Source organism: Curtobacterium sp. NPDC089185 (genome assembly GCF_040685235.1).
In the GTDB taxonomy this organism is placed as follows: Bacteria; Actinomycetota; Actinomycetes; order Actinomycetales; family Microbacteriaceae; genus Curtobacterium; species Curtobacterium citri.
The window spans coordinates 66664-90585 of the sequence record NZ_JBFBHK010000006.1 but is presented as its reverse complement, the minus strand read 5'-3'; the positions used below and the strand labels follow the sequence as shown (position 1 = coordinate 90585).

Here is a 23922-nt window from a genome sequence, read left to right as displayed (position 1 = left end):
CCGTCCGCCCGTGGGTCACGACGCGAGACCGTGGCGTCGACGCGAGACGCCGTCCAGGGAGCCGAGACGCCGCACGCCTGGCGGCGTCTCGCCGCGCTCGGCGGCGTCTCGCGGCGACGGCGGAGTCCCGCGCCGCTCCCGGCGTCAGCGCCGGGAGCGGAAGAGCCGCGGCCCGCGCAGACGGAGCCGCATCGTCACGGTGCCGAGCCAGCGGTCGTACTTGAAGCCGACCTTCCCCATGCGGCCGACCTCCTCGAAGCCGAGCCGCTCGTGCAGGCGGATCGAGGCCTCGGCCTGGCGGTCGGCGATGACGGCGATGACCTCCCGGACGCCGGCGGCGCGGCACTCGTCGAGCAGCGCCTCCATGAGCGCCCGGCCGAGCCCCTTGCCACCGGAGGCGGCACCGAGGTAGATCGAGTCCTCGACCACGTGGTTCGACCGGTCGCGGGGGTTCCACGGGTCGACGAGCGCGTAGCCGAGGATCTGGCCCGAGGGGTTCTCGGCGACGAGGAACGGCAGGCCTCGGCGACGGACCTCGTCGTAGCGCTGCTTCCACCGGGCGAAGGTGAAGGCGGACGGGTCGAAGGTCACCGACGAGTTCCGGACGTAGTGCGTGTGGATCTCGCGGACGTCGGGCAGGTCCCGCGGTTCGGCGGCACGGATCGTGTACGTGAACGCCGCCTCGGCGGCCACGGGCGCACGCAGGTGGCGGGGCAGGACACGCCGGCGCTGGTATTCCTCCTCGAGCACGGGACCGAGCCTACTGTCCACCACCCCGACGGCACCGCGGTCAGGCGGGCAGCGTCCAGTCGACGGGCTCGGCACCCTGCGCACGGAGCAGCGCGTCGACCTGCGAGAACGGCTTGCTGCCGAAGAACCCGCGCGACGCACTCAGGGGCGACGGGTGCGCGGACGCCACCACGGGGGTGTCACCGAGGAGCGGCCGGACCGAGGCGGCCTGCGCGCCCCAGAGCACGGCGACGAGCGGGGTGCCACGGGCGACGAGCGCGCGGACGGCCTGGTCGGTGACCGCTTCCCACCCCTTGCCGCGGTGGCTGCCGGCAGCTCCGGCCTCGACGGTCAGCACCCGGTTGAGCAGCAGCACGCCCTGCTCGGACCACGCCCGGAGGTCACCGTGCTCCGGGGGCGTCACGCCGAGGTCGTCGTGCAGCTCCCGGTAGATGTTCGCCAGGCTGCGGGGCACCGGTCGGACGTGCGGGTCGACCGCGAAGGAGAGCCCGATCGGGTTGCCGGGCGTCGGGTACGGGTCCTGCCCGACGACGAGGACCTTCACGTCGGCGAACGGCTGCGTGAACGCGCGGAGCACGTTCTCCCCCGAGGGCAGGTAGTGCCGGCCGGCGGCGACCTCCTCGCGGAGCCAGTCACCCATGCGGTGGACGTCGTCCTCGACGGGCGCGAGCGCCTCGGCCCAGCCGGGGTCGACGAGCTCGGCGAGCGGACGGGGCCGCACGCGCCTAGGCGCCCATGGTGGCGACGGAGACGGTCTCGTCGCCGGCCACGACGCGCCACACGCTGCCGGTGCCGCGGACCTCGAGGGCACCCTCGCCGACGACCAGCGCGGTGTCCTCGTCGACGGCGAGCCCGGCGGTCACGAACTCGGCCTCGGCCGCCGCGATCAGCCGGGCGAGCGTGCCGGCCTGCACGGCGTGCACGTCGATGGTCAGGTCGACGAGCCCGAGGCCCTCGCGCAGCTCGACCTCGTCGAGACCCTCGGAGGCCTCCTCGGGGCAGACCTCGACGCCACCGATGCGCCAGCCGCCCACCAGGGCACGGTCGGCGGCGACCATCGCGCCCGCCGAGTACCCGAGGTACGGCAGGCCGTCGGAGACGAGCAGCCGGATCTGGTCGACGAGCGGCTGGATCGCCTCGAGGTAGTGCGGGGTGACGCCGCCGCCCACCACGAGTGCGTCGACGTCGCTCAGGACGGTCGTGGCGAAGACCTCGCCCGGGGCGACCTCGGTCACCAGGACCTCGGCCTGTCGAGCGCCGCCGAGGGCCTCGGCGATGTCCGCGGTCGACGACGGCGAGGCACCGGAGGCGCCGGCCACGGAGAGCAGGGCGATGCGGGGCACGCTCCGCCCGACCGCGGCGGAACGGGCGGTGGCCTCGGCGAGGAACGGCGCGGCGACGTCCGCGGCGACGAGGGGCCCGCCGCCGACGAGGTGGATGCTCACGACTCGGCCGTCACCGGTGCGAGGGCGCTCCACGGGAAGGTGATCCACCCGTCGACACGGCGCCAGACGTGGTCGGGCTCGAGCACGGTGCCGGGCTTCGAGTAGAGGCAGGCGCTCCGGACGTCGGCTCCGGCGTTGCGGATGATGTCGACGACCAGGCGCAGCGTGCGGCCCGAGTCGGAGACGTCGTCGACCACCAGGACGCGCTTGCCGGCGAGGCTCGGGGCGTCGAGCGCGGGCGACAGGATGACGGGCTCCTCGAGGCGCTGCTCGACGTCCGTGTAGAACTCGACGTTGATCGAGCCGCACTCCTTGGTGCCGAGCGCGTACGCGACCGCGCCGGCGATGATCAGCCCGCCGCGGGCCACCGCCACGACGACCTCGGGCTCGAAGCCGGACGACAGGACGTCCTTGGCGAGCAGCCGAGCGGCGTCGCCGAACTCCAGCCAACCGAGCACCTCGGGCCCGCTCGTCACGGTCACGGTCGAGGGAGCCTGTGCGGCTGACCCGGGTTCGCTGCTGATCGGCATCCGCCCACGGTACCGGCAGGGACCCCGCCGCCGCGACCCGTGCACCACCGCCGCGCGTGCCGGGACGCCCGCGCTCGTTCGACCCGCGCACCGGCAGCGGCCGTTGCACCGACCGGTGCCGCGGTGCCGGGCGGCCGCGCTCAGCTGCGCGGGGTGAGCGGTCCGCGCGCGAGCTTGTGCTGGGCGGACTGGGCGACGGGCCGCACGGTGACCAGGTCGAGGTTGACGTGCGCCGGCAGCTCGACGGCGTGCACGATCGCCGCGGCGACGTCGTCGGCCACCAGCGGCTCCGGCACGTCGGCGTAGACGGCGGCGGCCTTCTCGCGGTCCCCACGGAACCGCGTGAGGGCGAACTCGTCGGTCTTCACCAGACCCGGGGCGATCTCCACCACGCGGAGCGGCTCGCCGTTCAGCTCGAGCCGGAGGGCGGCGACCAGGGCGTGCTCGGCGAACTTCGCGGCGTTGTACCCGCCGCCGTTCTCGTACGCCACGTGGCCGGCCGTGCTCGTCACGGTGACGACGTCGGCCACACCCGCGGTCGTCGCACGGCGGCGGAGCTGCGGCAGGAGCGCGGCGGTGACGCGCTTGGTGCCGATGACGTTCACCTCGAACATCGCCCGCCAGTCGTCGACGTCGGACTCCTCCACGCTCGCCGAGCCGAGTGCGCCACCGGCGTTGTTGACGAGGACGTCGGCGCCGCCGAGCCCGTCGACCCGTTCGGCGAGCGCCGCGACCGCGTCGGCGTCGGTCACGTCGGCCACCAGCACCTGGGCACCGGTCTCCGCGGCGAGCGCCTCGAGCTTCTCCAGCCGACGGGCGACGGCGAGCACCTGCCACCCGTGCGCGCGGAACAGCCGGACGGTGGCGGCGCCGATGCCGGAGCTCGCGCCGGTGACGACGGCGAGGCGCTCGGTGGTGTCGGGACGAGACGGCATGGGTCCTCCAGGGTGTCGGTCTCCCACCGTACCGATCCGGCGAGCGGGCCGGCGCGGCCCGGCCCGGCGAGCGGGCGGGCCCGGCCCGGACCGCCGAGCGTGCCGTCCGGTACCGTGACCGACCATGACGACGGACGCCGCTCCCCCAGCGCCCGCGGCCCCGGCGACGCCGCTCGAGCCCGGCCGCGCGCCCCGCCGCATCCCGATGTGGGACACGGCGCGCTTCGTCGCGGTCACCCTGGTGGTCGTCGGCCACGCGATCCAGCGACAGACGGCCGGCAGCGAGCACGCCCTGGCGCTCTACACGTTCATCTACGCCTTCCACATGCCGGCGTTCGGCGTGATCAGCGGGTACTTCTCGTCCGCAGCCACGCCCACCGCCGCCCGGATGCGTCGGACCTTCACGGACATCGTCGTGCCGTACATCGTCATGCAGACGATCTGGACCGTGGTGCAGGCCGTGGTCGAGGGCGGCAAGGAGTTCAACCCGACGAAGCCGACCTGGACGCTGTGGTTCCTGCTCGCGCTCGGGATCTTCCGGCTGATCCTGCCGTACCTGGCGATCCTGCGGTGGCCGCTCGTCTGGGCCCTGGCGCTGAGCGTCGGCGTCGGGTACCTCGACAACGTCGACTCCACGTTCTCGCTCGGTCGCGCGATCAGCCTGCTGCCGTTCTTCCTGCTCGGCTGGCAGGTCAAGGAGTGGGGCGTCTTCGACCGCTGGTACGAGGCCCCGCGGCGCACCGTCGTCCGGGTCCGCGTCGCGGCCGCGGCGGTCTTCGCCGCGTGGGCCGCGGCGTGCCTGCTCTTCATCCCGCAGTTCGCGGACTTCGACCTGCACCACTGGTTCTTCTACGACGACTCGTACTCGGGCCTGGGCGAGGACGCCTGGTGGGCGGGTGGCGTGCGGCTCGGCCTGGTGCTGCTGGCGACGCTGCTGACGGCGTCGTTCCTGCTGCTGGTCCCCCGCCGCACGGTCTGGATCACCCGCTTCGGCGCCGCGACGATGTCCGTCTACCTGCTCCACACGTTCGTGCTCTACCCGATCCGCGAGTCCGGGATCCTGGCCGGCGAGCACTCCGCCTGGCCGTACGTGCTCCTCATGGTCGCGGTCGCCTGCGCGGTCAGCCTGTTCCTGGCGCAGCCGTTCGTGCGGCGCGGGATGCGGTGGCTGCTCGAGCCGAGGGTCGACTGGCTGTTCCGCCGGGACGTCGCCGGCCGCTGACCCGGACGGGAGGCGCGGCCCACGTCCGGCGCGCGCGTTACGTCGTGCGGCGGGCGCGCTGGTGCCCGGCCGGTCACCTGCGTACCGTGACGGACGTCGCAGCGCCGCACCGGGCCTCCCGGCCGACACCCGCGACCCGACGACCGCCAGGACCCGACAGGAGCACCGATGAGCACGAACGACGCCGCCGCCTGGCGGTTCGAGACGACGCAGGTCCACGCCGGCGCGCAGCCCGACCCGACGACGGGCGCGCGGGCGACGCCGATCTACAAGACGACCTCGTACGTGTTCGAGGACTCGGACCACGCCCGCGACCTCTTCGCGCTGGCGCGGCCGGGCAACATCTACTCGCGGATCATGAACCCGACGAACGACGTCGTCGAGCAGCGGATCGCCGCGCTCGAGGGCGGCACGGGCGCGCTCCTGGTGTCGAGCGGCCAGGCGGCGGAGACCTACGCGGTGCTCAACATCGCGGGTGCCGGCGACCACATCGTGTCCTCGTCGTCGATCTACGGCGGCACGTACAACCTGTTCAAGTACACGCTCGCGAAGCTCGGCATCGAGACGACCTTCGTCGAGGACCAGGACGACCTCGAGGAGTGGCGCCGCGCCGTCCGACCGAACACGAAGCTGTTCTTCGCGGAGACGATCGGCAACCCGCGCATCAACGTCCTCGACATCGCCGGCGTCAGCAGCGTCGCGCACGAGTCCGGGCTGCCGCTCATCGTCGACAACACGATCGCGACGCCGTACCTCATCCGGCCCTTCGAGCACGGGGCCGACATCGTCGTGCACTCGGCGACGAAGTTCCTCGGCGGTCACGGCACCGTGATCGGCGGCGTCATCGTCGACGGCGGCCGCTTCGCCTGGTCGGAGCACGCCGAGCGGTTCCCGGAGTTCAACTCCCCCGACCCCTCGTACCACGGTGCCGTGTTCGCGCAGGCCGTCGGCAACGAGCTCGCCTACGTCGTGAAGGCCCGGGTGCAGCTGCTCCGCGACCTCGGCGCGTCGAACTCGCCGGACACCGCCTTCGCACTGCTGCAGGGCATCGAGACGCTGTCGCTGCGCATCGAGCGGCACGTGTCGAACGCGCAGGAGATCGCCGAGTGGCTCGACCGGCACCCGGACGTCGCGTCGGTGTCGTACGCGGGCCTGCCCACCTCGCCCTGGTACGCCGCGGCGACGAAGTACGCGCCCCGGGGCGTCGGTGCGGTCCTGTCCTTCGAGCTGAAGGGCGGCGTGTCCGCCGGGCGGGCGTTCGTCGACGAGCTGCGGCTGTTCTCGCACCTGGCGAACATCGGCGACGTGCGCTCGCTCGTGATCCACCCGGCGTCGACGACCCACTCGCAGCTGACGCCCGAGCAGCAGTTGACCACGGGGGTCACCCCTGGGCTCGTGCGGCTGTCGGTCGGCATCGAGAACGTCGAGGACCTGCGTGCCGACCTCGAGGCGGGGCTCGCTGCGGCGCGGGCCGTCTCGCAGGAGGGCCAGCGCGCCTGACGCCCCGGCCGGGCGGAGCAGGGGTGACGTAACACGGCGGAGGTGGGGCGCGCCTCCCGGCAGACTGGACGCGATGGACTGGCAGACGATCCCCGAGGACTCGGTCCCGTCCACCCTCGTGCCCGGATCCGAGCTCGGGACGCTCGGCAAGCCGCCCGCCACCGGCGCCTGGCGCCCCGGCGACCACCCCGGCTCGCGGCGGTTCGCCTCGCTCGGCGAGCAGTGGGTGCGCGGCGGCCGCATCCCCTCGGTCCGGGTGGCGTACGAGACGTGGGGCGAGCTGAACGCAGCGCGGGACAACGCGGTCCTCGTCCTCCACGCGATGACCGGCGACTCCCACGTCGCCGGCCCGCCCGGACCCGGGCACCGCACCGCCGGGTGGTGGGGGGACGTCGTCGGGCCGGGGCGCGCGATCGACACCGACCGGTGGTTCGTCGTCGCACCGAACGTGCTCGGCGGCTGCCAGGGCACGACCGGCCCCTCGTCCTTGGCGCCGGACGGCGTCGAGTGGGGCTCGCGGTTCCCGTTCGTCACCGTGCGCGACCAGGTCGCCGTGCAGGCGCAGCTCGCCGACCTCCTCGACATCGACGTGTTCGCGGCGGTGGTCGGCGGCTCGATGGGCGGCATGCACGCCCTCGAGTTCGCCGTCACGCACCCGTCGCGGGTGCAGCGGCTCGCCGTCCTCGCGACGACCGCGCAGACGACGGCCGACCAGATCGCGGCGAACTCGCTCCAGCGCGCGGCGATCCAGACCGATCCCGCCTACAACGGCGGTGACCACCACGAGGCCGACGCGGGCGAGGGTCCGCACCGCGGGCTGTCCCTCGCGCGGCGGATGGCGCTCCTGACCTACCGGGCGCCGGACGAGCTGAACGGACGCTTCGCGCGGTCGTGGCAGAGCGACGTCTCCCCGCTCGGCGACGACGGACGATTCTCGGTGGAGAGCTACCTCGACTTCCACGGCAACCGCTTCACACGACGCTTCGACGCCGCGTCGTACGTCGCCCTCACCCACGCGATGGACTCGCACGACGTCGGCGCCGGTCGGGGCGGGGTCGCGGCGGCGCTCGGTCGGGTGACGGCGCGGACCCTGGTGCTCGGGGTGTCGAGCGACCGGCTGTTCCCGCTCGAGGACCAGCACCGGATCGCGGCCGGCGTCCCGGACACGCTCGACGGCGACCGCGCCGCGGTGCTCGAGAGCGAGTTCGGGCACGACGGGTTCCTCATCGAGCACGAGGCGGTGGGGGCGCACCTCCGGCGGCTCCTGGATTGAGCCGCAGGCGGTTCCGCCCGGTAACGATCCCGCAGCCATCCGAATCCCGCAGCGCGCCGAACACCCCTCAACGGGTGCCCCTCGTGGAATGATGTCGTCGGAGGCCCCTGAAGGGGGCTCGGTTTCCCGCCGAACACCCGCTCCACATCCGCTTGACGTCACCAACCAGGACATCGATGGACTTCATCGCACAGGAACGCGACCGCTTGCTGCGGTCCACCACCCGTGTCGTCGGCGTCACGTGTGCCCTGGTCTCCGTCGTCGGGATCGTCAGTTCGCTGGCCGTCCCCCTCGTGCCGCTCCTCGGCGGCCTCGCCTGCGTCGCGGTCCTCATCGCGGCCCTCCTCGTCTTCGGCACGAACGGATCCGTCTGGTGGACCGCCCTCGCGCTCGCCGCCGGGCTGGGCGCCCTCGCGCTCCTGCTCGTCGGTGCCGACCCGGACGTGCGGACCGTCGTGGCCAGTGCCGTCGTGCCGCTCGCCGCCGGATCGCTGTCCGCACCGCTCATGGCGCAGCGGGGCACCCCGGTCGGTCTCGCGATGACGATCGTCGCGGGCGTCGCAGCGGTCGGCGTGGTCGCGTGGGCGTCCGGCAGCCCCCTGTCCGGTGCGACCGGCGGGGTCGTGCTCGGCTGGGTGCTCGTCGCGGTCGTGTCGGTGTGGATCGCCCGGAGCATCCCCCGGGTCGCCCGGCGCATCATGAGCATCGGCACCGCCCACCGCGCCGAACGCCAGGCCAGCGAGACCGAGGCACAGCGCCGGCAGGGCGCACGCCTCCTCCACGACACCGTGCTCGCGACGCTCACGCTCCTCGCGCACTCGGGCGTCGGCGTCTCCGAGCAGGCCATGCGGGAGCAGGCCGCCGAGGACGCCAGGCTGCTCCGACACCTCCGCCTCGGCGCGACCCCGCAGCCCCAGCAGTCCGGCGACTACTCCCTCACCCGCGAGGAGGAGTCCCCCCTCGGACAGACCCTCGAGTCGGTGAAGCAGCGCTTCGGCCGGATGGGGCTCGAGGTCAGCTGGCACGGCACCGGCCAGGTCCTGCTCCCGTCGCACGTGCTCGACGCGTTCCTCCTCGCGCTCGGCGAGTGCCTGGAGAACGTCCGTCGGCACGCCGGCGTCGGCGAGGCGCACGTCACGATCGTGCACGACCAGGAGACCGTCCGCGCGATGGTGACGGACTCCGGCGTCGGCTTCGACCTCGACGCGGTCAGCGCGGAACGCCTCGGCTTCAAGGAGAGCGTGGTCAGCCGGCTCCGCGAGGTCGGCGGCGACGCCAAGCTGTTCTCCGCCCCGGGATCGGGCACCACCGTCGTCCTGGAGGCACCCCGATGACCCGCGTCCCCGAGGACACCATCAGCCGCGGACTGCCCGGCGACACCGTGCAGCAGGCACCACGGACCCGGCGCGAGGCCCGCGAGCGCTACCGCGGGAGCGAGCGGCGTCAGGCCCGCGGACTCCCCTCGACCTCGACGGGCGCGCGGTCGCTGCGGCAGGCCGCGAAGCCGGGCGCCTCGCTCGGCGCCGGCTACCTCGGGCTCGGCGCGGCGGTCCTCGCCGCGATCGAGGCCGTCGCGGGACTGGTGTTCTTCGTCGCCCGACTGCCCGAGTACGCGAACCCCTGGCTCCCCGCCGCGGCGTGGGCGCTCTACCTGGTCGCCGCGGTCGGCGTCGGGCTGAGCCTGATGACCTACGGCGAACGCCTGACCGGCACCGCGTTCGGCCTGATCTGCGCCGTGCTCGCCTGTGTCGTGACGCTCGACTTCATCGGGATCTTCCCCGAGCACGACATCGCCCACTCGGTCAGCGCGGCCGTCGCCGCGGGCTTCGCACTGCTCCCGGTCGCGGCGCTGCGTCCCGCCCGCGAGGTCGCGGCCGCGATCGCCGTGCTCGGCATCGCCTTCGCCGTCGTCGCCGTCCTCTCCACCCCGATCACGTCGGACACGCTGCCCGGGATCGTGTCCCTGCTCGCCCTGGTGGTCGTCCCCCCGTCGCTCGCGCTCTACGTCGTGCACCGGTTCCGCCAGCTCGTCCAGCGCGAACTCGACCGGGTGCTCGTGCAGAGCAACGTGCAGGCGCCGCAGTTCGCGGTCGGCATGCTCGCCTCGGACGAACTGGCCCGCCTCGACCTGGCCGCGGAGAAGCTCCTCGACGCCGTCGCGAACGGGTCCGACCCACTGCCGCTCTCGGACGCCTCCGCGTCGGTCGCCGCATCCCTGGCCACCGAGCTCCGGCTGCACCTCATCGAGGGGCGCCGGGAGACCTGGCTGTACCACGCGATCACCGAGTCCGACCACCTGGGACGCTCCGTCAGCGTCGCCGACCCGCAGTCGCTCGCCGGGCACCTGACCCCCGCGCAGCGCGACGGGTTGCTGCAGGCGCTCTGGCAGATGGTCGGGGACGGCCGTCCGAACCACCCCGGCTCCCCGGTCGTCTCCGTGACGCTCGGGCCCATCGGCTCGGACGGTCACCCCGTCTCCGACGAGCGGATGGACGTGCCGATCGTGTTCGAGTCCCGCGGGGTCCCCCGCCGCCGACTCGGACCGACGGCGTGGAGTGCCCTGCAGCGCGTCGGCCCGTACACGGACTCCGTCCGCGACGGGGTCCTCCACATCGTGTCCCACTGCGTCGTCGACCGACACCCGACGATGTAGCGAGACCCGCGACCCGCGACGGCACCGCACCAGCACGACCAGCACCAGCACGACCGGCACCGCCGCACGACCAGTCACACCGCACGACCCGCACCACCGACCGGCCGGGCCCGATCTGCCGGACACCCGCTCCACCTGCCCGACCAGAACGGCCCGTCCACCTAGGATCGGCCCCGCACCTCCTTCGAGAAAGGACGCCTGATGGCGACTCCAGAGGAACCGATCCGACTCGCACTCGTCGACGACCACCGGATGCTGCTCGGCGCGCTGACCGAGTGGATCCGCAGCGCCGCGGACGACATCACGCTCGTCGCCGCGGTGACCACCTGGCCGGAGCTCCTCACGAGCCCCGCGTTCCCGGTCGACGTGGTCCTGCTCGACCTCGACCTCAAGGACTCGATCCCGGTCTCGCTGAAGATCTCGACGTTGAAGACGGCCGGCGTCAAGACCGTCGTCATGAGCACGTACTCGGAGCCGAACGTCGTCCGTGAGGCCCTGGCCTCCGGTGCCCTCGGCTACCTCGTCAAGAGCGAGGACGCCGACATGATCGTCGAGGCGATCCGTGCCGCCCAGCGCGGCGAGCAGTACGTGTCCGCGGAGCTCGACCTGGCGATCAACAGCGGCGACGTCGGCGGTGTCCCGAAGCTCAGCGCGCAGGAGCGTCGCGTGATGGCGCTCTACGGCGGTGGCGAGCCCGTGAAGAGCGTCGCCTACCAGCTCGGCATCTCCGAGGAGACCGCCAAGAGCTACCTCAAGCGCATCCGCGAGAAGTACCGCGTCGCCGGCTTCGACGTCGGCACGAAGGTCGCGCTGCGGAAGCGTGCGATCACCGACGGCATCATCGTGCAGGACGGCAGCCCCGTCGGGCTGTAGCGGTCGGTCCGGTACCGGACCACACGACGGACGGGAGGCCCGTGGCGACACCGCCACGGGCCTCCCGTCCGTCGTGTGGACGCGCCTACCGCCGACCGGTCGCCGCGGCCGGGCGCCTCAGACCGTCGGGACCGGCGCGGTGATCGGGCCGGTGGACGGCGAGGACGACCGCAGCGCCGTGCGCCGGTCCGTCCGCCGTTCGACGCCGTAGCTCACCATCGTGACGAGCAGCCCGAGCAGCGCGAGCACGATGCCGAGCCACGCGGGTGCCAGGAAGCCGAACCCGGCCGCGATGACCGCGCCGCCGAGGGCCGCACCGAGCGAGTTGCCGATGTTGAACGCCGAGTGGTTGAGCGCCGCTGCGATGGTGCGCGCGTCACCGGCGACGTCCATGAGCCGCGACTGCACCGCCGGCGGGATCGCCGACGAGGTCGCGCCGAGCAGGAACGCCCCGAGGAACACGCCCCAGACCCACTGCGCCGTGAAGACGGTCACGAGCAGCGCACCGATCAGCGCGAGCATGCCGATGTAGATCGTGCGCTTGACGCTGTGGTCGGCGAGGTGTCCGCCGAGCACACCGCCGACGACCATGCCGAGACCGACGACCACGAGCACGAGCGGCACCGCCGACTCGGGCAGCCCGGTCACGTTCTGCACGAGCGGCGAGATGTACGAGTAGACCGCGAAGAACCCGCCGAACCCGACGGCCCCGAGGCCCATCACGATCCAGACCTGCGGCGACCGGAAGGCCCGGAGCTCCCGGCCGATGGTCGCGTGCGCGTCGGCGGCGCTGCGCGGCACGAAGGCGGCGACGGCGAGGAACGTCAGCACGAACAGCAGCGAGACGACACCGTAGGCGATCCGCCAGCCGGCGTTCTGCCCGATCCAGGTGATCGCGGGGACGCCCACGACGTTGGCGATCGACAGCCCGAGCATCACCATCGCGATGCCCTTGCCGCGCTTGCCCGGACCCATGATCTCACCCGCGACGATCGACGCGATGCCGAAGTACGCACCGTGGGGCAGCCCGGCCACGAACCGGGCGACGAGCACGAGGCCGAAGCTCGGCAGGACCGCGCTCGCGATCGTCGCGACGACGAAGCCGACGAGGAGCACGAGGATCAGGCCCTTGCGCGGGAAGGTCGCCGAGATCGCGGCGATGGTCGGGGCGCCGACCACCACGCCGAGCGCGTAGGCGCTGACGAGCCACCCGGCGTGCGCGACGCCGGCTGCCGGGTCGGCGGCGTACTGCGTCGGCAGGAGCGCCTCGGCGATGTTCGGCAGCAGTCCCATCGCGACGAACTCGGTCGACCCGATGGCGAAGCCGCCGAGCGCGAGGGCGATGAGCGCGAGAGCGCGCTGCGTCGGGGTGGTGAGCGTCATGCGACCTGTTCTCTGACGGGAGGAGCGGAGCTGGGTTCCGGAACGCCGGCCTGCGGACCGGCCGGGCACGCGTGTCACCACGCGCGGGGACCGTTCCTCGTGCGTCGCGCGAGGTCATCGCCCGGTGCGGCTGCGCGCAGGGACGGTCCGGTTCGGCGTCGAACGACCGGACCACGTCCTGGTGCCCCGGTCAGAGCAGTGTAGACCGCTCCAAACCGTCGACGGAAGGCGACTGGCCGAATCGATTCGACGCCTGCCCGACCGCAGGGACCCGGCCGCGTGCACCGGCACGGGCCCATCGCCATCCGCCGAGCGCGGGAACACCGTCGATGTGCGAGACGCGGCGCTCGGTCGACCGGATCCCACTGGGTAGAGTCGCCGCATGACCGGGCGACCTGCCGAACTGTTCGCGTCCCACCCCGTGGCGGCGACGACGACCGCGGACGACGCGACCGCGGCGCTCAGCGAGGTGTTCCTCCCCGTGCAGGTGGAGTCGGCGGACCGCTCCCCCGCCGTCCGCATGCACCTCAACGCACTCCGCGTCGGACGGATCACCTTCGGGTACATGCGCTTCCGCGAGGCCGTCCGGATCCGGACCGCCGAGCCCGTCGAGTACCACCTCGACGTACCCGTGCAGGCACGGATGACCGCACGGACAGCAGGCGGCCCGGCACTGCACGGCTCGGAGCAGACGGCCGGGGTCTTCATGCCGGGGCGCCCGGTGGACCTCGACTGCAGTGACTGGTTCGCACAGGTCGCGGTGATGATCCCGCGACAGGAGCTGCAGACGGAACTGGAGCTCCTGTTGGACGCTCCGGTGTCCGACCCGATCGAGTTCGACCCCGCGTTCGCCCTCGACACCGCGGGCGGCCGCGCCGTGACCCAGGCACTCCGCCTGGTCGAGGAGGCCTCCGGGCGGTCCGACGGCCCGCTCGCCCACCCGCTCGCGGTGCGGGCCCTCGAGCAGGTGTTCCTCCACAGCCTGCTGCTGGGGCAGCCGCACGACCACTCGGCTGCGCTCGCGGTCCCGCGGGGCGGGTCCGGTGCCCGATCGGTGTCCCGGGCCGTCGAACACCTCCGCGACGACCTGGCGCGGCCGTGGACCGTCGGGGAGCTCGCCGCCGCCGCGTGCACGAGCGTCCGGAGCCTCCAGGAGGGATTCCGACGGTCGCTGGACACGACGCCGATGGCGTACCTGCGACGGCTGCGGTTGGAACGGGTCCGCGAGGACCTGCTCACCGCGGCCCCCGACGGCGTCACCGTCACCGAGGTCGCCACGCGCTGGGGCTTCCTGCACGTCAGCAGGTTCGCCGGCGCGTACGGCGAGCGGTTCGGCGAGCTGCCGTCGGAGACGCTGCGGCGCGCTCGGCGTTCCTGACGGTCGTGCCGGTGGGGTGCGACTCTGCGGTCAGGCCGCGCGACGCTCCACGGAGCGGGCGGCCCGGGGTGCGATCTCGGGCACCTCGTCGCGGTGGACCCACCCGGCCGCGCACTCGGTGCAGGTCGCCCAGGCACCGTCACCCTGCTCGTCGGAGTCGATGACGACCGTCTGCAGGTCGCAGTCCGGGCACCAGCCGTCGTGCATCATGTGGCACTCCTCGTCGTCGCAGTCACCGTGGTCGAGCTGCGCAGTGCGGCCCGGTGCGCACCATGAGACACCCGCCCACCGACATCGACGGGATGCCTCCGGCGTGTCGCGTACCTCCCAGCGTGCCTGCACTCGACGCGCTCGTTCGCGTACGCTGCCCGACATGGGGTGGTGGATCGTGACCGGGATCGTGGTGCTCGCAGCGGTGGGCCTGTGGCTGTGGATGCACCACCTGACCGACCTCGGTTCGCGGTCACGTCGCTACGACGGGAGCGACCCCGAGATCGCCGAGGCGCTCCGGCAGGCGGAACGCGACCGCAACAACGGTCGCATGTACCCCTGACGCACGGATCGACGCCGGTCGGCGCGCGCGACGAGTCGAGCGCCACGAATCCGGCGCTACGAGTCGAGCGCCGCTTCGAGCCGCTCGAGCTTGCCGTCGATCTCGCCGGTGTGCCCGGGGCGGATGTCGGCCTTGAGCACCAGCGACACCCGGGTGCCGTACGCGGCGACGGCCTCGGTCGCCCGCTTGACGACGTCCATGACCTCGTCCCACTCCCCCTCGACCTCGGTGAACATCGACGAGGTGCGGTTCGGCAGCCCGGACTCCCGGACGACGCGGACCGCGGCGGCCACGGCGTCGTGCACGGAGCCGTCCGACGCTGCGCTGGGACCACCGGACGGGGCGAGGGAGAACGCGACGATCATGCGTCCATCCTGCCCCCGGCGACGTCCCGCCGCGCCGACCGCGCCTCCCCCGCGTCGGCGCGGCGGTGCGAGGACCCAGGCCCGAGACGCACCAGGACGACGACCGCCCAGACGAGCACCGCGACCTCGAGCAGGTTGCGCACCGTGAGCACGAGGACGATCCACGGCTCGACCGCGAGCAGCTGGTCGTAGTAGCCGGGGTAGATCACCTGCGTCAGCACGGCCATCGGCAGCACACCGATCGCGACGGGCAGGAATCGACGGGCGCTCGGACGACCGGCGACGAGCCCCCACACCACCGGCACCGCGTACCAGCCGACGTACTGCGGCGACCCGACCTTGTTCGTGGCGATGAGCGCGGCGACGAACAGCAGCGCGAGCACCGGCCCGACCTCGGCCCGGCGGGCACCGCGGTGGACGGCGAGGAGTGCGGCAGCCACCCCGCCGAGCACGACCAGGGCCATGAGCGGCGTCGAGAGGGCCGCGGCGGCATGGGTACCAGCACCGGACACCTCGAAGGTCAGGATCTCGCGGTCGTAGTACACCGCTGCGCCCGGCACGCCGAGCGCCGCCGCCCACATGAAGGGCGTGGCGAGCGGCGCCTCGATCTGCAGCGCACGGTCGCTCTGCTCGCCGACGAAGGACAGCAGGTGGGGCGCGCCGCCGTAGAGCACGTCGACCAGGACGACCAGGCCGGTGACGACCGCGGCGCCGGCGACGACCGTCCCACGGTGCCCGCGTCGGAGCAGGAGCAGCACGCCCACCAGGGCGGCCGGCCAGACCTTGGTCCACGCGGCGGCGGTGAACAGGGCGGAGGCCACCGCGGGCCGGGTCACGACGAAGGCGACGCCGACCAGGGCGAGCGCGGTCGCCACGGTGTCGATGCGTCCGAGCGCGATCGGGCCGAGGGCGAGCAAGAAGAGCAGCCACCACCACACGACGCGGACGCCGGACGCGCGGAAGCGCCAGAGGAAGGCGCACGCCACGGCGTCGAGCACCACCATGAGCGCGAGCCACCCGGTGCCGATCGCGGCCGTCCCACCGAGCGCGGCCGCCGCCATGGGCACGATCGCGAACACCGGGTACACCCAGTCGGTGTCGACCCCGACCCACGAGTGGTCGACGCGCCCGACCTCGATCCAGCGCCGGTACGTGATGAGGACGTCGCCCAACGGCTGGTTCGGCACGGTCGTGGCGAGCCACCAGAGCAGGCCGTGCACGAGCAGGAACGCCAGGGCGAACCCGACGACGCCGACCCACCGGGACCTCTGCACCGGACGAGCGTAGCGGGGAACTGCCAGCCACTCCTGAGGAGGACGTGTCACCGTTCTGCTCGTGACCCCCGAACCGCAGCGCCCCCGCAGCCGCAAGCCCCTCGTCTGGGCCGGTGTCGTCCTCGTCGTCGCCGTGCTCGCCGTCGTCGGCGTCGCCGTCGGGACGAACGTGTACTCGTCGAACGAGAACGCGAAGGCGTCGGCGGCACCCTCCGTCGCCGCCAGCCGCGCCCCGTCCACCCTCGACGCCGCGGACCTGTCCGGCGACTGGGCGATCGGCGGTGACTCGGAGGCCGGGTACCGCGTGCACGAGGTCCTCAACGGCTCCGACGTCACCGTCACCGGTCGGACCGACAGCGTCAGCGGTTCCGCGACGGTCGACGGCAGCGCGATCACCGCGGCGACCGTCACGGTGCAGGTCGCGGACATCGCCACCGACTCGGCGCAGCGCGACTCCTACTTCCGCGACTCCGCCCTCGACGTCGCGGCCTTCCCCGAGGCGACGTTCACCCTCACCGAGCCGGTCGCGGACGCCGTGCCGAGCGGCTCGGGCACGACGACCGTCGAGGCGTCCGGCGAGCTGACCCTGCACGGCGTCACCAAGGCCGTCCGGGCCGAGCTCCAGGTCGGCCTGAGCGGCGACGGCGTCGACGTCTCCGGCTCGGTGCCGATCACGTTCTCGGACTTCGGCGTGCAGGCGCCCGACCTCGGCTTCGTCAAGGTCGACGACGCCGGCGCGGTCGAGTTCCTGGTGCACGCGACCCCCGCCTCCTGACGCGACCCCGCGTCCCGACGCGACCCACCGCCGGCGCACGAACCATGTGCGCACGCACCGTGCGACACCGCACGTGTCGATCGACGCGCGCGACGTCGCAGACCCTGCGCCGCACACCGCCCCGCCGGCTACCCCCGCGCGTCGCCCTCGACGACGAGGTCCCGCACCACACCGGGCAGCTGCTCGATCAGTGCCGTCATCGTGAACGGACCGCCGCGGGACGCCCGGCGTGCCGCGAGTCCGTGCACGACCGCAGCCGTCGCGGCGAGGTGCGCCAGGTCCGACGGCGACAGCGACGACCCGTCGGCCTCCGCGGCGCCCTGCCGCGTCGCCACGAGTGCACCGAGCACCCCGCCGAGCACGTCACCGGCCCCCGCGGCGGCGAGCCACGGCGTCGCCGAGGTCGCCACGAGCCGCACCGAGCCGTCCGGGGTCGCCACGTGCGTCGCCGACCCCTTCAGGAGGACGACGCTCCCGGTGCGCTCGGCCGCGCGGAGCGCCGCTGCCGCCGGGTCCGCCTCGACGTCCTCGCGCGAGGTGTCGAGCACGGGCGCGAGCTCCCCCGCGTGCGGGGTCAGCACCGCGAGCGGCCCGAGGTCGACGAGCGGGATCGCGCCGGCGTCGACCACGACGGGAACCCCGTCCTCGGACGCGTGCCCGAACGCCGCCGCCGTCGCCGGGTCGAGCTCGCCGAGCGACCCGGCGGAGATCCCCGACCCGACGAGCCAGGTCTGCACGCGTCCCGTGCCCGAGACCACCTCGGGTCGACGGCTCAGCACGTGGTCGGTCGCCCGTGCGGGACCGACGTACCGGACCATCCCGACGCCGGTGTGGACGGCGGCGTCGACGCCCATGACGGCGGCGCCGGGGTAGCGGTCCGAACCGGTCGCGACGCCGAGGACCCCGCGTCGGTACTTGGTGGACTCGCCGTGCGGGGCGGTGGTCCAGGCGGCGGCGTCTGCGGGGGCGAAGGGGACGGAGTCGTTCACGACCGCCACGTTACGGTGGAGCGCATGAGCCTGTTCCTGCCCGGTCGCGTGGTGGTCTTCGACTACGGGGAGGTGATCAGCAGGACGCCGCACGGCGCGTGGGACACCCTCGTGTCGATGACCGCGGTGCCGGCCGACGAGCTGCTGCCGGTCTACCAGGAGCTCCGGCACGACCTGGACCGCGGCGACCTGTCGGTCCTCGACTACTGGCGGGCCATCGGTGCCCGGACCGGGCGCACCTGGACGGTGACCGACGTCCACCGCTTCTGGTCGGTCGACTTCACGGGGTGGTTCGAGGTCGAGCCGGAGACCCTGGCGGTCGTGGAGGAGCTCCACGACGCCGGTACGCGCCTGGCGATGCTCTCGAACGCCGGCTTCGACTTCGGGGACCCGTACCGGCGATCGCCGATGGGCTCGCTGTTCGAGACGGTCGTCGTGAGTGCCGAGGAGCACGTCCTCAAGCCCGACCCGTCCGTCTACCGCACCACGTGCGAGCGGCTGGGAATCGCGCCCGAGCAGATGGTGTTCGTCGACAACAGGGCCGAGAACGCCGCCGGCGCGGACGCGATCGGGGCGGTCGGCCACCACTACACGTCGCCGACCGCGCTGCGGACCTTCCTGCAGGAGCTGGCGGCACGGACCGCCGAAGGAGCACCCGCGTGACGCACGCCCTGTTCGAACCCATCACGATCCGCGACCTCACCGTCCGCAACCGACTCTGGGTCTCGCCGATGTGCCAGTACTCGGTCGAGCAGCAGGACGGGGTCCCGACGGCGTGGCACCTCGTGCACCTCGGCGGGTTCGCCAAGGGCGGCGCGGGCGCGGTGGTGGTCGAGGCTGCGGGCGTCGTGCCCGAGGGCCGGATCACGCCGCAGGACGTCGGGCTGTGGAACGACGAGCAGCGCGACGCCTTCCGGCCGATCGTCGACTTCCTGCACGCGCAGGGCGCCGCCGCGGGCATCCAGCTCGCGCACGCCGGGCGCAAGGCCTCGACGTACCGCCCGTGGAACGACGTGCAGGGCAGCGTCCCCGCGTCCGAGGGCGGCTGGCAGACCGTCGCCCCGTCCGCCGAGGCCTTCGACGGGTACGCCACCCCGCGCGAGCTCGAACCCGAGGACATCCGCGTCGTCGCACTGGCCTTCGCTGCCGCCGCGCGCCGCGCCGTCGAGGCCGGCTTCGACCTCGTCGAGCTGCACGCGGCCCACGGCTACCTGCTCCACCAGTTCCTCTCGCCCCTGAGCAACCACCGGACGGACGGCTACGGCGGCTCGCTCGAGAACCGCGCCCGTGCGCTCCTCGAGACGGTCGACGCGGTCCGCGCCGAGGTCGGCGAGGGCTACCCGGTGGTGGTCCGCTTCTCGGCGACCGACTGGACCGACGGCGGCCTGACGGTCGACGAGGTCGTGCAGGTCGCCCGCTGGGCCGCCGAGCACGGCGCCGACCTCGCCGACGTCTCGACCGGCGGCAACGTCGCGCGGGCGGCGATCCCGGTCGGACCCGGCTACCAGGTGCCGTTCGCCGAGACCGTCCGCCGCGAGGCCGGCATCGGCACGATCGCGGTCGGGATGATCTCCACCGCGTTCCAGGCCGAGCAGGTCGTGGCGACCGGGCAGGCCGACGTCGTGATGGTCGGGCGCGAGTTCCTCCGCGACCCGTCGTTCGCGCTGCGCGCGGCCGCCGAGCTCGGCGTCGCCCTCGACTACGAACCGCAGCAGTACCACCGGGCCCGCGTCACGGCGTAGGCCGGTCCGCGCGGGGCGACCCGTGCCTCCCGTCCGCGGTCACCGCACCGGGCGGGAGGCGCGGGTCGGCTCCTGTACGTCCTCTCGGCTTCCCCTGCCTCCAGCCGCTACCATGTTCCTCACTGTGGACGATCCTCCGAATTCCTCTTCGCCTTCCCACTCATCCGGCGCTCACTCGGTGAGCAGCCCCTCCTCCCGTGCGTCGGGAGGTGGAGAATGAGTCCCGTCGACGTCGTCATGCTGGTCGGCGGCATCCTGCTGACCCTCGGCACCGGCGTGTTCGTCGCCTCGGAGTTCGCGCTCGTCAACCTCGACCGCGCCGAGGTCGAGGCCCGACGCGACCGCGGCGAGTCCGGCCTGTCCCCCGTCATCGGCGCGCTGAAGGTCACCTCGACGCACCTGTCGAGCGCCCAGCTCGGCATCACGCTGACGACCCTGCTCACGGGCTACCTGCTGGAGCCGTCGATCGCGACGCTGCTCGAGGCCCCGTTCCTCGCGCTCGACCTGCCCGAGGCGATCGTCGAGACCGTCGGCTCGATCGTCGCGCTCGTCATCGCGACGCTGCTGTCGATGATCCTCGGTGAGCTCGTGCCGAAGAACTTCGCGCTCGCGCTCCCCCTGCAGACCGCGAAGCTCGTGGTCCCGCTGCAGATCGCGTTCACCGCCGTGTTCAAGCCCGCCGTGGCCCTGCTCAACGGCACCGCGAACGCCGTCCTCCGCTCGATGGGCATCGAGCCCCAGGAGGAGCTGTCCGGTGCCCGGAGCGCCGAGGAGCTCAGCTCCCTGCTGCGCCGCTCGGCGTCCGAGGGCTCGCTCGAACAGGACACCGCGACGCTGCTGCAGCGCACCATCGCGTTCTCCGAGCTGAGCGCCAGCGACGTGATGACCCCGCGTCCGCGGCTCTCCACGATCCGCGTGTCCGAGTCCGCCGAGGACGTCGTCGCCCTCGCCCGCCGCACCGGCTTCAGCCGCTTCCCGGTCATCGAGGAGGACGCGGACGACGTCGTCGGCATCGTGCACGTCAAGCAGGCCGTCGCGGTCCCGCGCGAGAAGCGCCCGGAGGTGCCGGTCGGCGCGCTCATGACCGAGGCGGAGCGCGTCCCCGAGACGATGCCGGGCGACACCCTGCTCGCCGAGGTCCGCAGCCGCGGCTACCAGATGGTGATCGTCGTCGACGAGTACGGCGGCACCGCCGGGGTCGTCACGCTCGAGGACCTCGTCGAGGAGATCGTCGGCGAGGTGTCCGACGAGCACGACCGCGCGCGCATCGACGTCGTCCGGTCGCGCGGGTGGCTGACGTTCCCGGGCCTGCTCCGCCCCGACGAACTGGCCGACCGCGCGGGCGTCACCGTCCCCGAGGACGGCCCGTACGAGACCGTCGGCGGCTTCGTGATGTCGACGCTCGGTCGACTGCCCGTCGTCGGCGACGAGATCGCCCTCGAGGACGGCGTGTTCCGCGTCGAACGCCTCGACGGTCGCCGTGTCGACCGCATCCGCTGGACCCCGACCCACCCCGACCCGACGCCGACCGGCAGCACCGCCACCGCGCAGCGCCCGGCCACCGGGATCATCATCCCCGCCACGAAGGAAGGCTCCCGATGAGCGCCGCGTCCGTGCACGACGGCCTGGTCCTCGCCGCCGGTGAGTCCGGTCCCGCCGGTTCAGACTGGTGGGGCATCTTCTGGCTCGTCGTCCTGCTGCTCGGCAACGCGTTCTTCGTCGCCGCGGAGTTCGCCGTGATCTCGGCCCGACGGTCGCAGATCGAGCCGCGCGCCGAGGCCGGGTCGAAGGCGGCGCAGATGACGCTCTGGGCGATGGAGCACGCCACGCGCATGCTCGCCACCACGCAGCTCGGCATCACGGTCTGCTCGCTCCTCATCCTGAACGTGTCGGAGCCGGCGATCCACCACCTGCTCGAGGTCCCGCTCGGCCTGACCGGCTGGAGCGTCGAGGTCATCGGCATCGTCGCGTTCGTCTTCACGCTGCTGCTCGTGTCGTTCCTGCACGTGGTGTTCGGCGAGATGGTCCCGAAGAACATCTCGTTCTCGATGCCGGACCGCGCCGCGCTCGTGCTCGTCCCGGCGCTCTGGTACATCGGCCACGGCCTGCACTGGGTCGTCGTCGGCCTCAACTCGGTCGCGAACGGCGTCCTGCGGCTCTTCAAGGTCGAGCCGAAGGACGAGGCCGTCAGCGCCTTCACGGTCGAGGAGGTCCAGACGATCGTCGAGCAGTCGCGTCGCGAGGGCACCCTGACCGACGACGGCAAGCTCGCGATGGCGTTCGAGTTCACGGAGAAGAAGGTCCGCGACGTCGCCGTGCCGATGTCCGACCTCGTCACCCTGCCGGAGGACGCCACCCCCGAGGACGTCGAGCGGGCCGTCGCCCAGCGCGGCTTCTCGCGGTACGTCCTCGTGGCCGAGGACGGCGACCCGACGGGCTACGTGCACGTCAAGGACGTCATCGACCTGCGGCCCGACGAGTTCGACGTGCCGGTCCCGCCGAAGCGCATCCGGCAGCTCATCTCGCTGTACACGGACATGGACCTCGAGGACGCCCTGGCGACCATGCGGGCAGCCGGGCGGCACGTGGCGCGGGCGTTCGACGCGGACGGCCGCACCGTCGGCGTGCTGTTCCTCGAGGACATCCTCGAGGAACTCGTCGGCACCGTCGAGGACGCGACCCGACGGCGGTAGACCCCGCCACGTGGAGAACGGGAGGCGCGGTGCCAGCTGGCACCGCGCCTCCCGTCCGTCCGCTGGTCGCGTCCCGCGGCAGCGCTACCAGCTCACGGGGAGCGGCTTGCCCTCCTCGTAGCCGGCGGCCGACTGGATGCCGACCAGCGCGCGCTCGGCGAACTCGTGCAGCGACGAGGCGCCGGCGTACGTCGCCGAGCTGCGGATGCCCGTGGTGATCATGTCGAGCAGGTCCTCGACGCTCGGGCGCTCCGGGTCGAGGTAGATCGTCGACGACGAGATGCCCTCGGCGAAGAGCGCCTTGCGCGCCCGCTCGTACGGGTCGAGCCGCTCGAAGCGCTCGCGCACGGCCTTCGCGGACGCCATGCCCCAGCTCTCCTTGTACGCCTTGCCCGCGGAGTCGCGGCGGAGCACCCCGGGCGCCTCGAGCGTGCCGGCGAACCACGAGCCGATCATCACCGCCGAGGCGCCGGCCGCCAGGGCGAGTGCGACGTCGCGCGGGTAGCGCACGCCACCGTCGGCCCACACGTGCGCGCCGAGCGACCGCGCGGCCGCCGCGGTCTCGAGCACGGCGGAGAACTGCGGGCGCCCGACCGCGGTCATCATGCGCGTCGTGCACATCGCGCCGGGGCCGACACCGACCTTGATGATGCTCGCGCCGGCGTCGACGAGGTGTGCGACGGCGTCCGCGGTGACGACGTTCCCGGCGACGATCGGCAGGCCGAGGCCGAGCGCGGACACCGTGCGGAGGGCGCGGAGCATGCCCTCCTGGTGGCCGTGCGCGGTGTCGAGGACGAGGACGTCGACGCCGGCCGCGGCGAGGGCCTTCGCCTTCGCGGCGACGTCGCCGTTGATGCCGACCGCGGCCGCGACGCGGAGGCGTCCCTCGCCGTCGACGGCGGGCGTGTAGATGTCCGAGCGGATCGCGCTCGTCTGGCTCGTGGTGCCGACGACCCGGCCGTGGCGCACCACCGGGGCGAAGTCGACCTCGGCCGCCGAGAGCACGTCGTACACGTGCCGCGCGGTGCCGGCGTCGTCCGCGTCGATCGCGGTGGACGCACCGTGCAGCAGGTCCCCGAGCACGGCGTCCGCACCGGCGGTGCCGAGGCGGGCGGCCGGGACGCAGCCGAGGTACTCCCCCGCCGCGTCGCGCACGACGACCCCGCGACCGGCGACCGGCAGCAGCTGCTCGAGCGCCTCGGACACCGTGGTGTCGGCGCCCATGTCGTAGGCGGTGTCGAAGTCGACCGGCTGCTCCTTGACCCACCGGATGGCGGCGGCGAGGTCCTGCAGGTGCATGTCCTGCGGCAGCACGCCCAGTCCGCCGCGACGGGCGAGGGTGGCGGCGAGGCGCGGTCCGGTCACCGAGTTCATGTTGGCGCTGACGATCGGGATCGTCGCTCCCGTGCCGTCGTTCGTGGCGAGGTCCACGTCGAAGCGGCTCGTCACGCCGGAGCGGCTCGGGACGAGGAAGACGTCGGAGTAGGTCAGGTCGTGCGTCGGCCGCGTCTCGTAGAACCTCATGCCCTCAACTGTACGGCTCCGGCGACCCCCGGCAGCCGTCGATCCGCGGGCGTCGGCGGGCGACA

Annotated in this window: 24 protein-coding genes; 13 read left to right on the top strand and 11 right to left on the bottom strand. The window is 73.2% G+C overall.

What is annotated here, in order from left to right:
* Positions 1-144: 144 nt before the first annotated feature.
* The 5 genes from AB0N84_RS08390 to AB0N84_RS08370 all read right to left on the bottom strand — a co-directional run bounded on the left by AB0N84_RS08390 (position 145) and on the right by AB0N84_RS08370 (position 3660).
* On the bottom strand, positions 145-750 hold the full coding sequence (locus AB0N84_RS08390; RefSeq protein WP_182047576.1) for a GNAT family N-acetyltransferase: 606 nt from the start codon (positions 748-750) through the stop codon (positions 145-147).
* Between the two features lie 40 nt (positions 751-790).
* Positions 791-1471 carry a uracil-DNA glycosylase gene (locus AB0N84_RS08385; RefSeq protein ID WP_289458899.1) on the bottom strand — a complete coding sequence of 227 codons (681 nt, stop codon included), beginning with the start codon at positions 1469-1471 and terminating at the stop codon, positions 791-793.
* A gap of 4 nt (positions 1472-1475) precedes the next feature.
* Positions 1476-2195, bottom strand: coding sequence for a Type 1 glutamine amidotransferase-like domain-containing protein (locus AB0N84_RS08380; protein WP_289458900.1), 720 nt, complete (start codon positions 2193-2195; stop codon positions 1476-1478).
* The gene (locus AB0N84_RS08375) at positions 2192-2725 is read right to left on the bottom strand and encodes a phosphoribosyltransferase (RefSeq protein ID WP_223246471.1); all 534 of its coding nucleotides are present in this window, start codon (positions 2723-2725) and stop codon (positions 2192-2194) included. The genes AB0N84_RS08380 and AB0N84_RS08375 overlap by 4 nt, the downstream gene beginning before the upstream one ends.
* Before the next feature lie 140 nt (positions 2726-2865).
* On the bottom strand, positions 2866-3660 hold the full coding sequence (locus AB0N84_RS08370; RefSeq protein WP_182047579.1) for an SDR family oxidoreductase: 795 nt from the start codon (positions 3658-3660) through the stop codon (positions 2866-2868).
* A 124-nt stretch (positions 3661-3784) separates the two neighbouring features.
* Here AB0N84_RS08370 and AB0N84_RS08365 point away from each other — a divergent pair, with 124 nt between their 5' ends.
* From AB0N84_RS08365 to AB0N84_RS08340, 6 genes are all read left to right on the top strand, one after another.
* A complete protein-coding gene (locus AB0N84_RS08365) occupies positions 3785-4882 on the top strand; it encodes an acyltransferase family protein (RefSeq protein ID WP_289458901.1) in 1098 nt (365 codons plus the stop codon).
* Positions 4883-5050: 168 nt separating this feature from the next.
* On the top strand, positions 5051-6382 hold the full coding sequence (locus AB0N84_RS08360; RefSeq protein WP_289458902.1) for a bifunctional o-acetylhomoserine/o-acetylserine sulfhydrylase: 1332 nt from the start codon (positions 5051-5053) through the stop codon (positions 6380-6382).
* A gap of 73 nt (positions 6383-6455) precedes the next feature.
* On the top strand, positions 6456-7655 hold the full coding sequence (locus AB0N84_RS08355; protein ID WP_363545168.1) for a homoserine O-acetyltransferase: 1200 nt from the start codon (positions 6456-6458) through the stop codon (positions 7653-7655).
* Between the two features lie 176 nt (positions 7656-7831).
* Positions 7832-8989: an ATP-binding protein gene (locus AB0N84_RS08350; RefSeq protein WP_069710717.1), complete on the top strand. Its 1158-nt coding sequence runs from the start codon at positions 7832-7834 to the stop codon at positions 8987-8989.
* Positions 8986-10308 (top strand): hypothetical protein, encoded by a 1323-nt coding sequence (locus tag AB0N84_RS08345; protein ID WP_182047584.1) that lies wholly within the window; start codon positions 8986-8988, stop codon positions 10306-10308. The genes AB0N84_RS08350 and AB0N84_RS08345 overlap by 4 nt, the downstream gene beginning before the upstream one ends.
* A gap of 201 nt (positions 10309-10509) precedes the next feature.
* A complete protein-coding gene (locus AB0N84_RS08340) occupies positions 10510-11181 on the top strand; it encodes a response regulator transcription factor (protein ID WP_069710716.1) in 672 nt (223 codons plus the stop codon).
* A 117-nt stretch (positions 11182-11298) separates the two neighbouring features.
* Here the strand turns inward: AB0N84_RS08340 and AB0N84_RS08335 are convergent, their stop codons facing one another.
* A complete protein-coding gene (locus AB0N84_RS08335; protein ID WP_363545163.1) occupies positions 11299-12564 on the bottom strand; it encodes an MFS transporter in 1266 nt (421 codons plus the stop codon).
* 382 nt (positions 12565-12946) lie between these two features.
* Between AB0N84_RS08335 and AB0N84_RS08330 the strand changes: the two genes are divergently transcribed.
* On the top strand, positions 12947-13942 hold the full coding sequence (locus AB0N84_RS08330) for an AraC family transcriptional regulator (RefSeq protein ID WP_363545160.1): 996 nt from the start codon (positions 12947-12949) through the stop codon (positions 13940-13942).
* 30 nt (positions 13943-13972) lie between these two features.
* Here the strand turns inward: AB0N84_RS08330 and AB0N84_RS08325 are convergent, their stop codons facing one another.
* The gene (locus AB0N84_RS08325) at positions 13973-14152 is read right to left on the bottom strand and encodes a hypothetical protein (RefSeq protein WP_182047637.1); all 180 of its coding nucleotides are present in this window, start codon (positions 14150-14152) and stop codon (positions 13973-13975) included.
* Between the two features lie 163 nt (positions 14153-14315).
* On the opposite strand from AB0N84_RS08325, the gene AB0N84_RS08320 reads away from it, so the two are divergent.
* A complete protein-coding gene (locus AB0N84_RS08320; protein WP_069710712.1) occupies positions 14316-14495 on the top strand; it encodes a hypothetical protein in 180 nt (59 codons plus the stop codon).
* Positions 14496-14551: 56 nt separating this feature from the next.
* Here the strand turns inward: AB0N84_RS08320 and AB0N84_RS08315 are convergent, their stop codons facing one another.
* Both AB0N84_RS08315 and AB0N84_RS08310 read right to left on the bottom strand, forming a co-directional pair.
* Positions 14552-14860: a thiamine-binding protein gene (locus AB0N84_RS08315; protein WP_069710711.1), complete on the bottom strand. Its 309-nt coding sequence runs from the start codon at positions 14858-14860 to the stop codon at positions 14552-14554.
* On the bottom strand, positions 14857-16134 hold the full coding sequence (locus tag AB0N84_RS08310) for a hypothetical protein (RefSeq protein ID WP_289458907.1): 1278 nt from the start codon (positions 16132-16134) through the stop codon (positions 14857-14859). The genes AB0N84_RS08315 and AB0N84_RS08310 overlap by 4 nt, the downstream gene beginning before the upstream one ends.
* Before the next feature lie 61 nt (positions 16135-16195).
* On the opposite strand from AB0N84_RS08310, the gene AB0N84_RS08305 reads away from it, so the two are divergent.
* Positions 16196-16909 (top strand): YceI family protein, encoded by a 714-nt coding sequence (locus tag AB0N84_RS08305; RefSeq protein ID WP_363545155.1) that lies wholly within the window; start codon positions 16196-16198, stop codon positions 16907-16909.
* Between the two features lie 128 nt (positions 16910-17037).
* On the opposite strand, the gene AB0N84_RS08300 is transcribed toward AB0N84_RS08305, so the two are convergent.
* Positions 17038-17898, bottom strand: coding sequence for an ADP/ATP-dependent (S)-NAD(P)H-hydrate dehydratase (locus tag AB0N84_RS08300; protein WP_363545152.1), 861 nt, complete (start codon positions 17896-17898; stop codon positions 17038-17040).
* A 24-nt stretch (positions 17899-17922) separates the two neighbouring features.
* Between AB0N84_RS08300 and AB0N84_RS08295 the strand changes: the two genes are divergently transcribed.
* The 4 genes from AB0N84_RS08295 (at position 17923) to AB0N84_RS08280 (ending at position 22333) form a co-directional block, all read left to right on the top strand.
* Entirely contained in the window at positions 17923-18561 is a 639-nt protein-coding gene (locus AB0N84_RS08295; protein ID WP_363545149.1) for an HAD family phosphatase, read from the top strand.
* The gene (locus tag AB0N84_RS08290) at positions 18558-19640 is read left to right on the top strand and encodes an NADH:flavin oxidoreductase/NADH oxidase (RefSeq protein WP_363545146.1); all 1083 of its coding nucleotides are present in this window, start codon (positions 18558-18560) and stop codon (positions 19638-19640) included. The genes AB0N84_RS08295 and AB0N84_RS08290 overlap by 4 nt, the downstream gene beginning before the upstream one ends.
* A gap of 216 nt (positions 19641-19856) precedes the next feature.
* Complete coding sequence (locus tag AB0N84_RS08285) at positions 19857-21242, top strand: hemolysin family protein (protein ID WP_363545143.1); 1386 nt, start codon at positions 19857-19859, stop codon at positions 21240-21242.
* Positions 21239-22333 carry a hemolysin family protein gene (locus AB0N84_RS08280; RefSeq protein WP_223246470.1) on the top strand — a complete coding sequence of 365 codons (1095 nt, stop codon included), beginning with the start codon at positions 21239-21241 and terminating at the stop codon, positions 22331-22333. Before AB0N84_RS08285 ends, AB0N84_RS08280 begins: the two co-directional genes overlap by 4 nt.
* A gap of 84 nt (positions 22334-22417) precedes the next feature.
* Here the strand turns inward: AB0N84_RS08280 and AB0N84_RS08275 are convergent, their stop codons facing one another.
* On the bottom strand, positions 22418-23857 hold the full coding sequence (locus tag AB0N84_RS08275; RefSeq protein ID WP_182047645.1) for a GuaB1 family IMP dehydrogenase-related protein: 1440 nt from the start codon (positions 23855-23857) through the stop codon (positions 22418-22420).
* Positions 23858-23922 lie beyond the last annotated feature (65 nt).

Coding starts and splice junctions, on each gene's coding strand:
- AB0N84_RS08375 (WP_223246471.1), bottom strand. CDS start 2,725: ATGCCGATCAGCAGCGAACCCGGGTCAGCCGCACAGGCTCCCTCGACC.
- AB0N84_RS08370 (WP_182047579.1), bottom strand. CDS start 3,660: ATGCCGTCTCGTCCCGACACCACCGAGCGCCTCGCCGTCGTCACCGGC.
- AB0N84_RS08365 (WP_289458901.1), top strand. CDS start 3,785: ATGACGACGGACGCCGCTCCCCCAGCGCCCGCGGCCCCGGCGACGCCG.
- AB0N84_RS08360 (WP_289458902.1), top strand. CDS start 5,051: ATGAGCACGAACGACGCCGCCGCCTGGCGGTTCGAGACGACGCAGGTC.
- AB0N84_RS08355 (WP_363545168.1), top strand. CDS start 6,456: ATGGACTGGCAGACGATCCCCGAGGACTCGGTCCCGTCCACCCTCGTG.
- AB0N84_RS08350 (WP_069710717.1), top strand. CDS start 7,832: ATGGACTTCATCGCACAGGAACGCGACCGCTTGCTGCGGTCCACCACC.
- AB0N84_RS08345 (WP_182047584.1), top strand. CDS start 8,986: ATGACCCGCGTCCCCGAGGACACCATCAGCCGCGGACTGCCCGGCGAC.
- AB0N84_RS08340 (WP_069710716.1), top strand. CDS start 10,510: ATGGCGACTCCAGAGGAACCGATCCGACTCGCACTCGTCGACGACCAC.
- AB0N84_RS08335 (WP_363545163.1), bottom strand. CDS start 12,564: ATGACGCTCACCACCCCGACGCAGCGCGCTCTCGCGCTCATCGCCCTC.
- AB0N84_RS08330 (WP_363545160.1), top strand. CDS start 12,947: ATGACCGGGCGACCTGCCGAACTGTTCGCGTCCCACCCCGTGGCGGCG.
- AB0N84_RS08325 (WP_182047637.1), bottom strand. CDS start 14,152: ATGATGCACGACGGCTGGTGCCCGGACTGCGACCTGCAGACGGTCGTC.
- AB0N84_RS08320 (WP_069710712.1), top strand. CDS start 14,316: ATGGGGTGGTGGATCGTGACCGGGATCGTGGTGCTCGCAGCGGTGGGC.
- AB0N84_RS08315 (WP_069710711.1), bottom strand. CDS start 14,860: ATGATCGTCGCGTTCTCCCTCGCCCCGTCCGGTGGTCCCAGCGCAGCG.
- AB0N84_RS08295 (WP_363545149.1), top strand. CDS start 17,923: ATGAGCCTGTTCCTGCCCGGTCGCGTGGTGGTCTTCGACTACGGGGAG.
- AB0N84_RS08285 (WP_363545143.1), top strand. CDS start 19,857: ATGAGTCCCGTCGACGTCGTCATGCTGGTCGGCGGCATCCTGCTGACC.
- AB0N84_RS08280 (WP_223246470.1), top strand. CDS start 21,239: ATGAGCGCCGCGTCCGTGCACGACGGCCTGGTCCTCGCCGCCGGTGAG.
- AB0N84_RS08275 (WP_182047645.1), bottom strand. CDS start 23,857: ATGAGGTTCTACGAGACGCGGCCGACGCACGACCTGACCTACTCCGAC.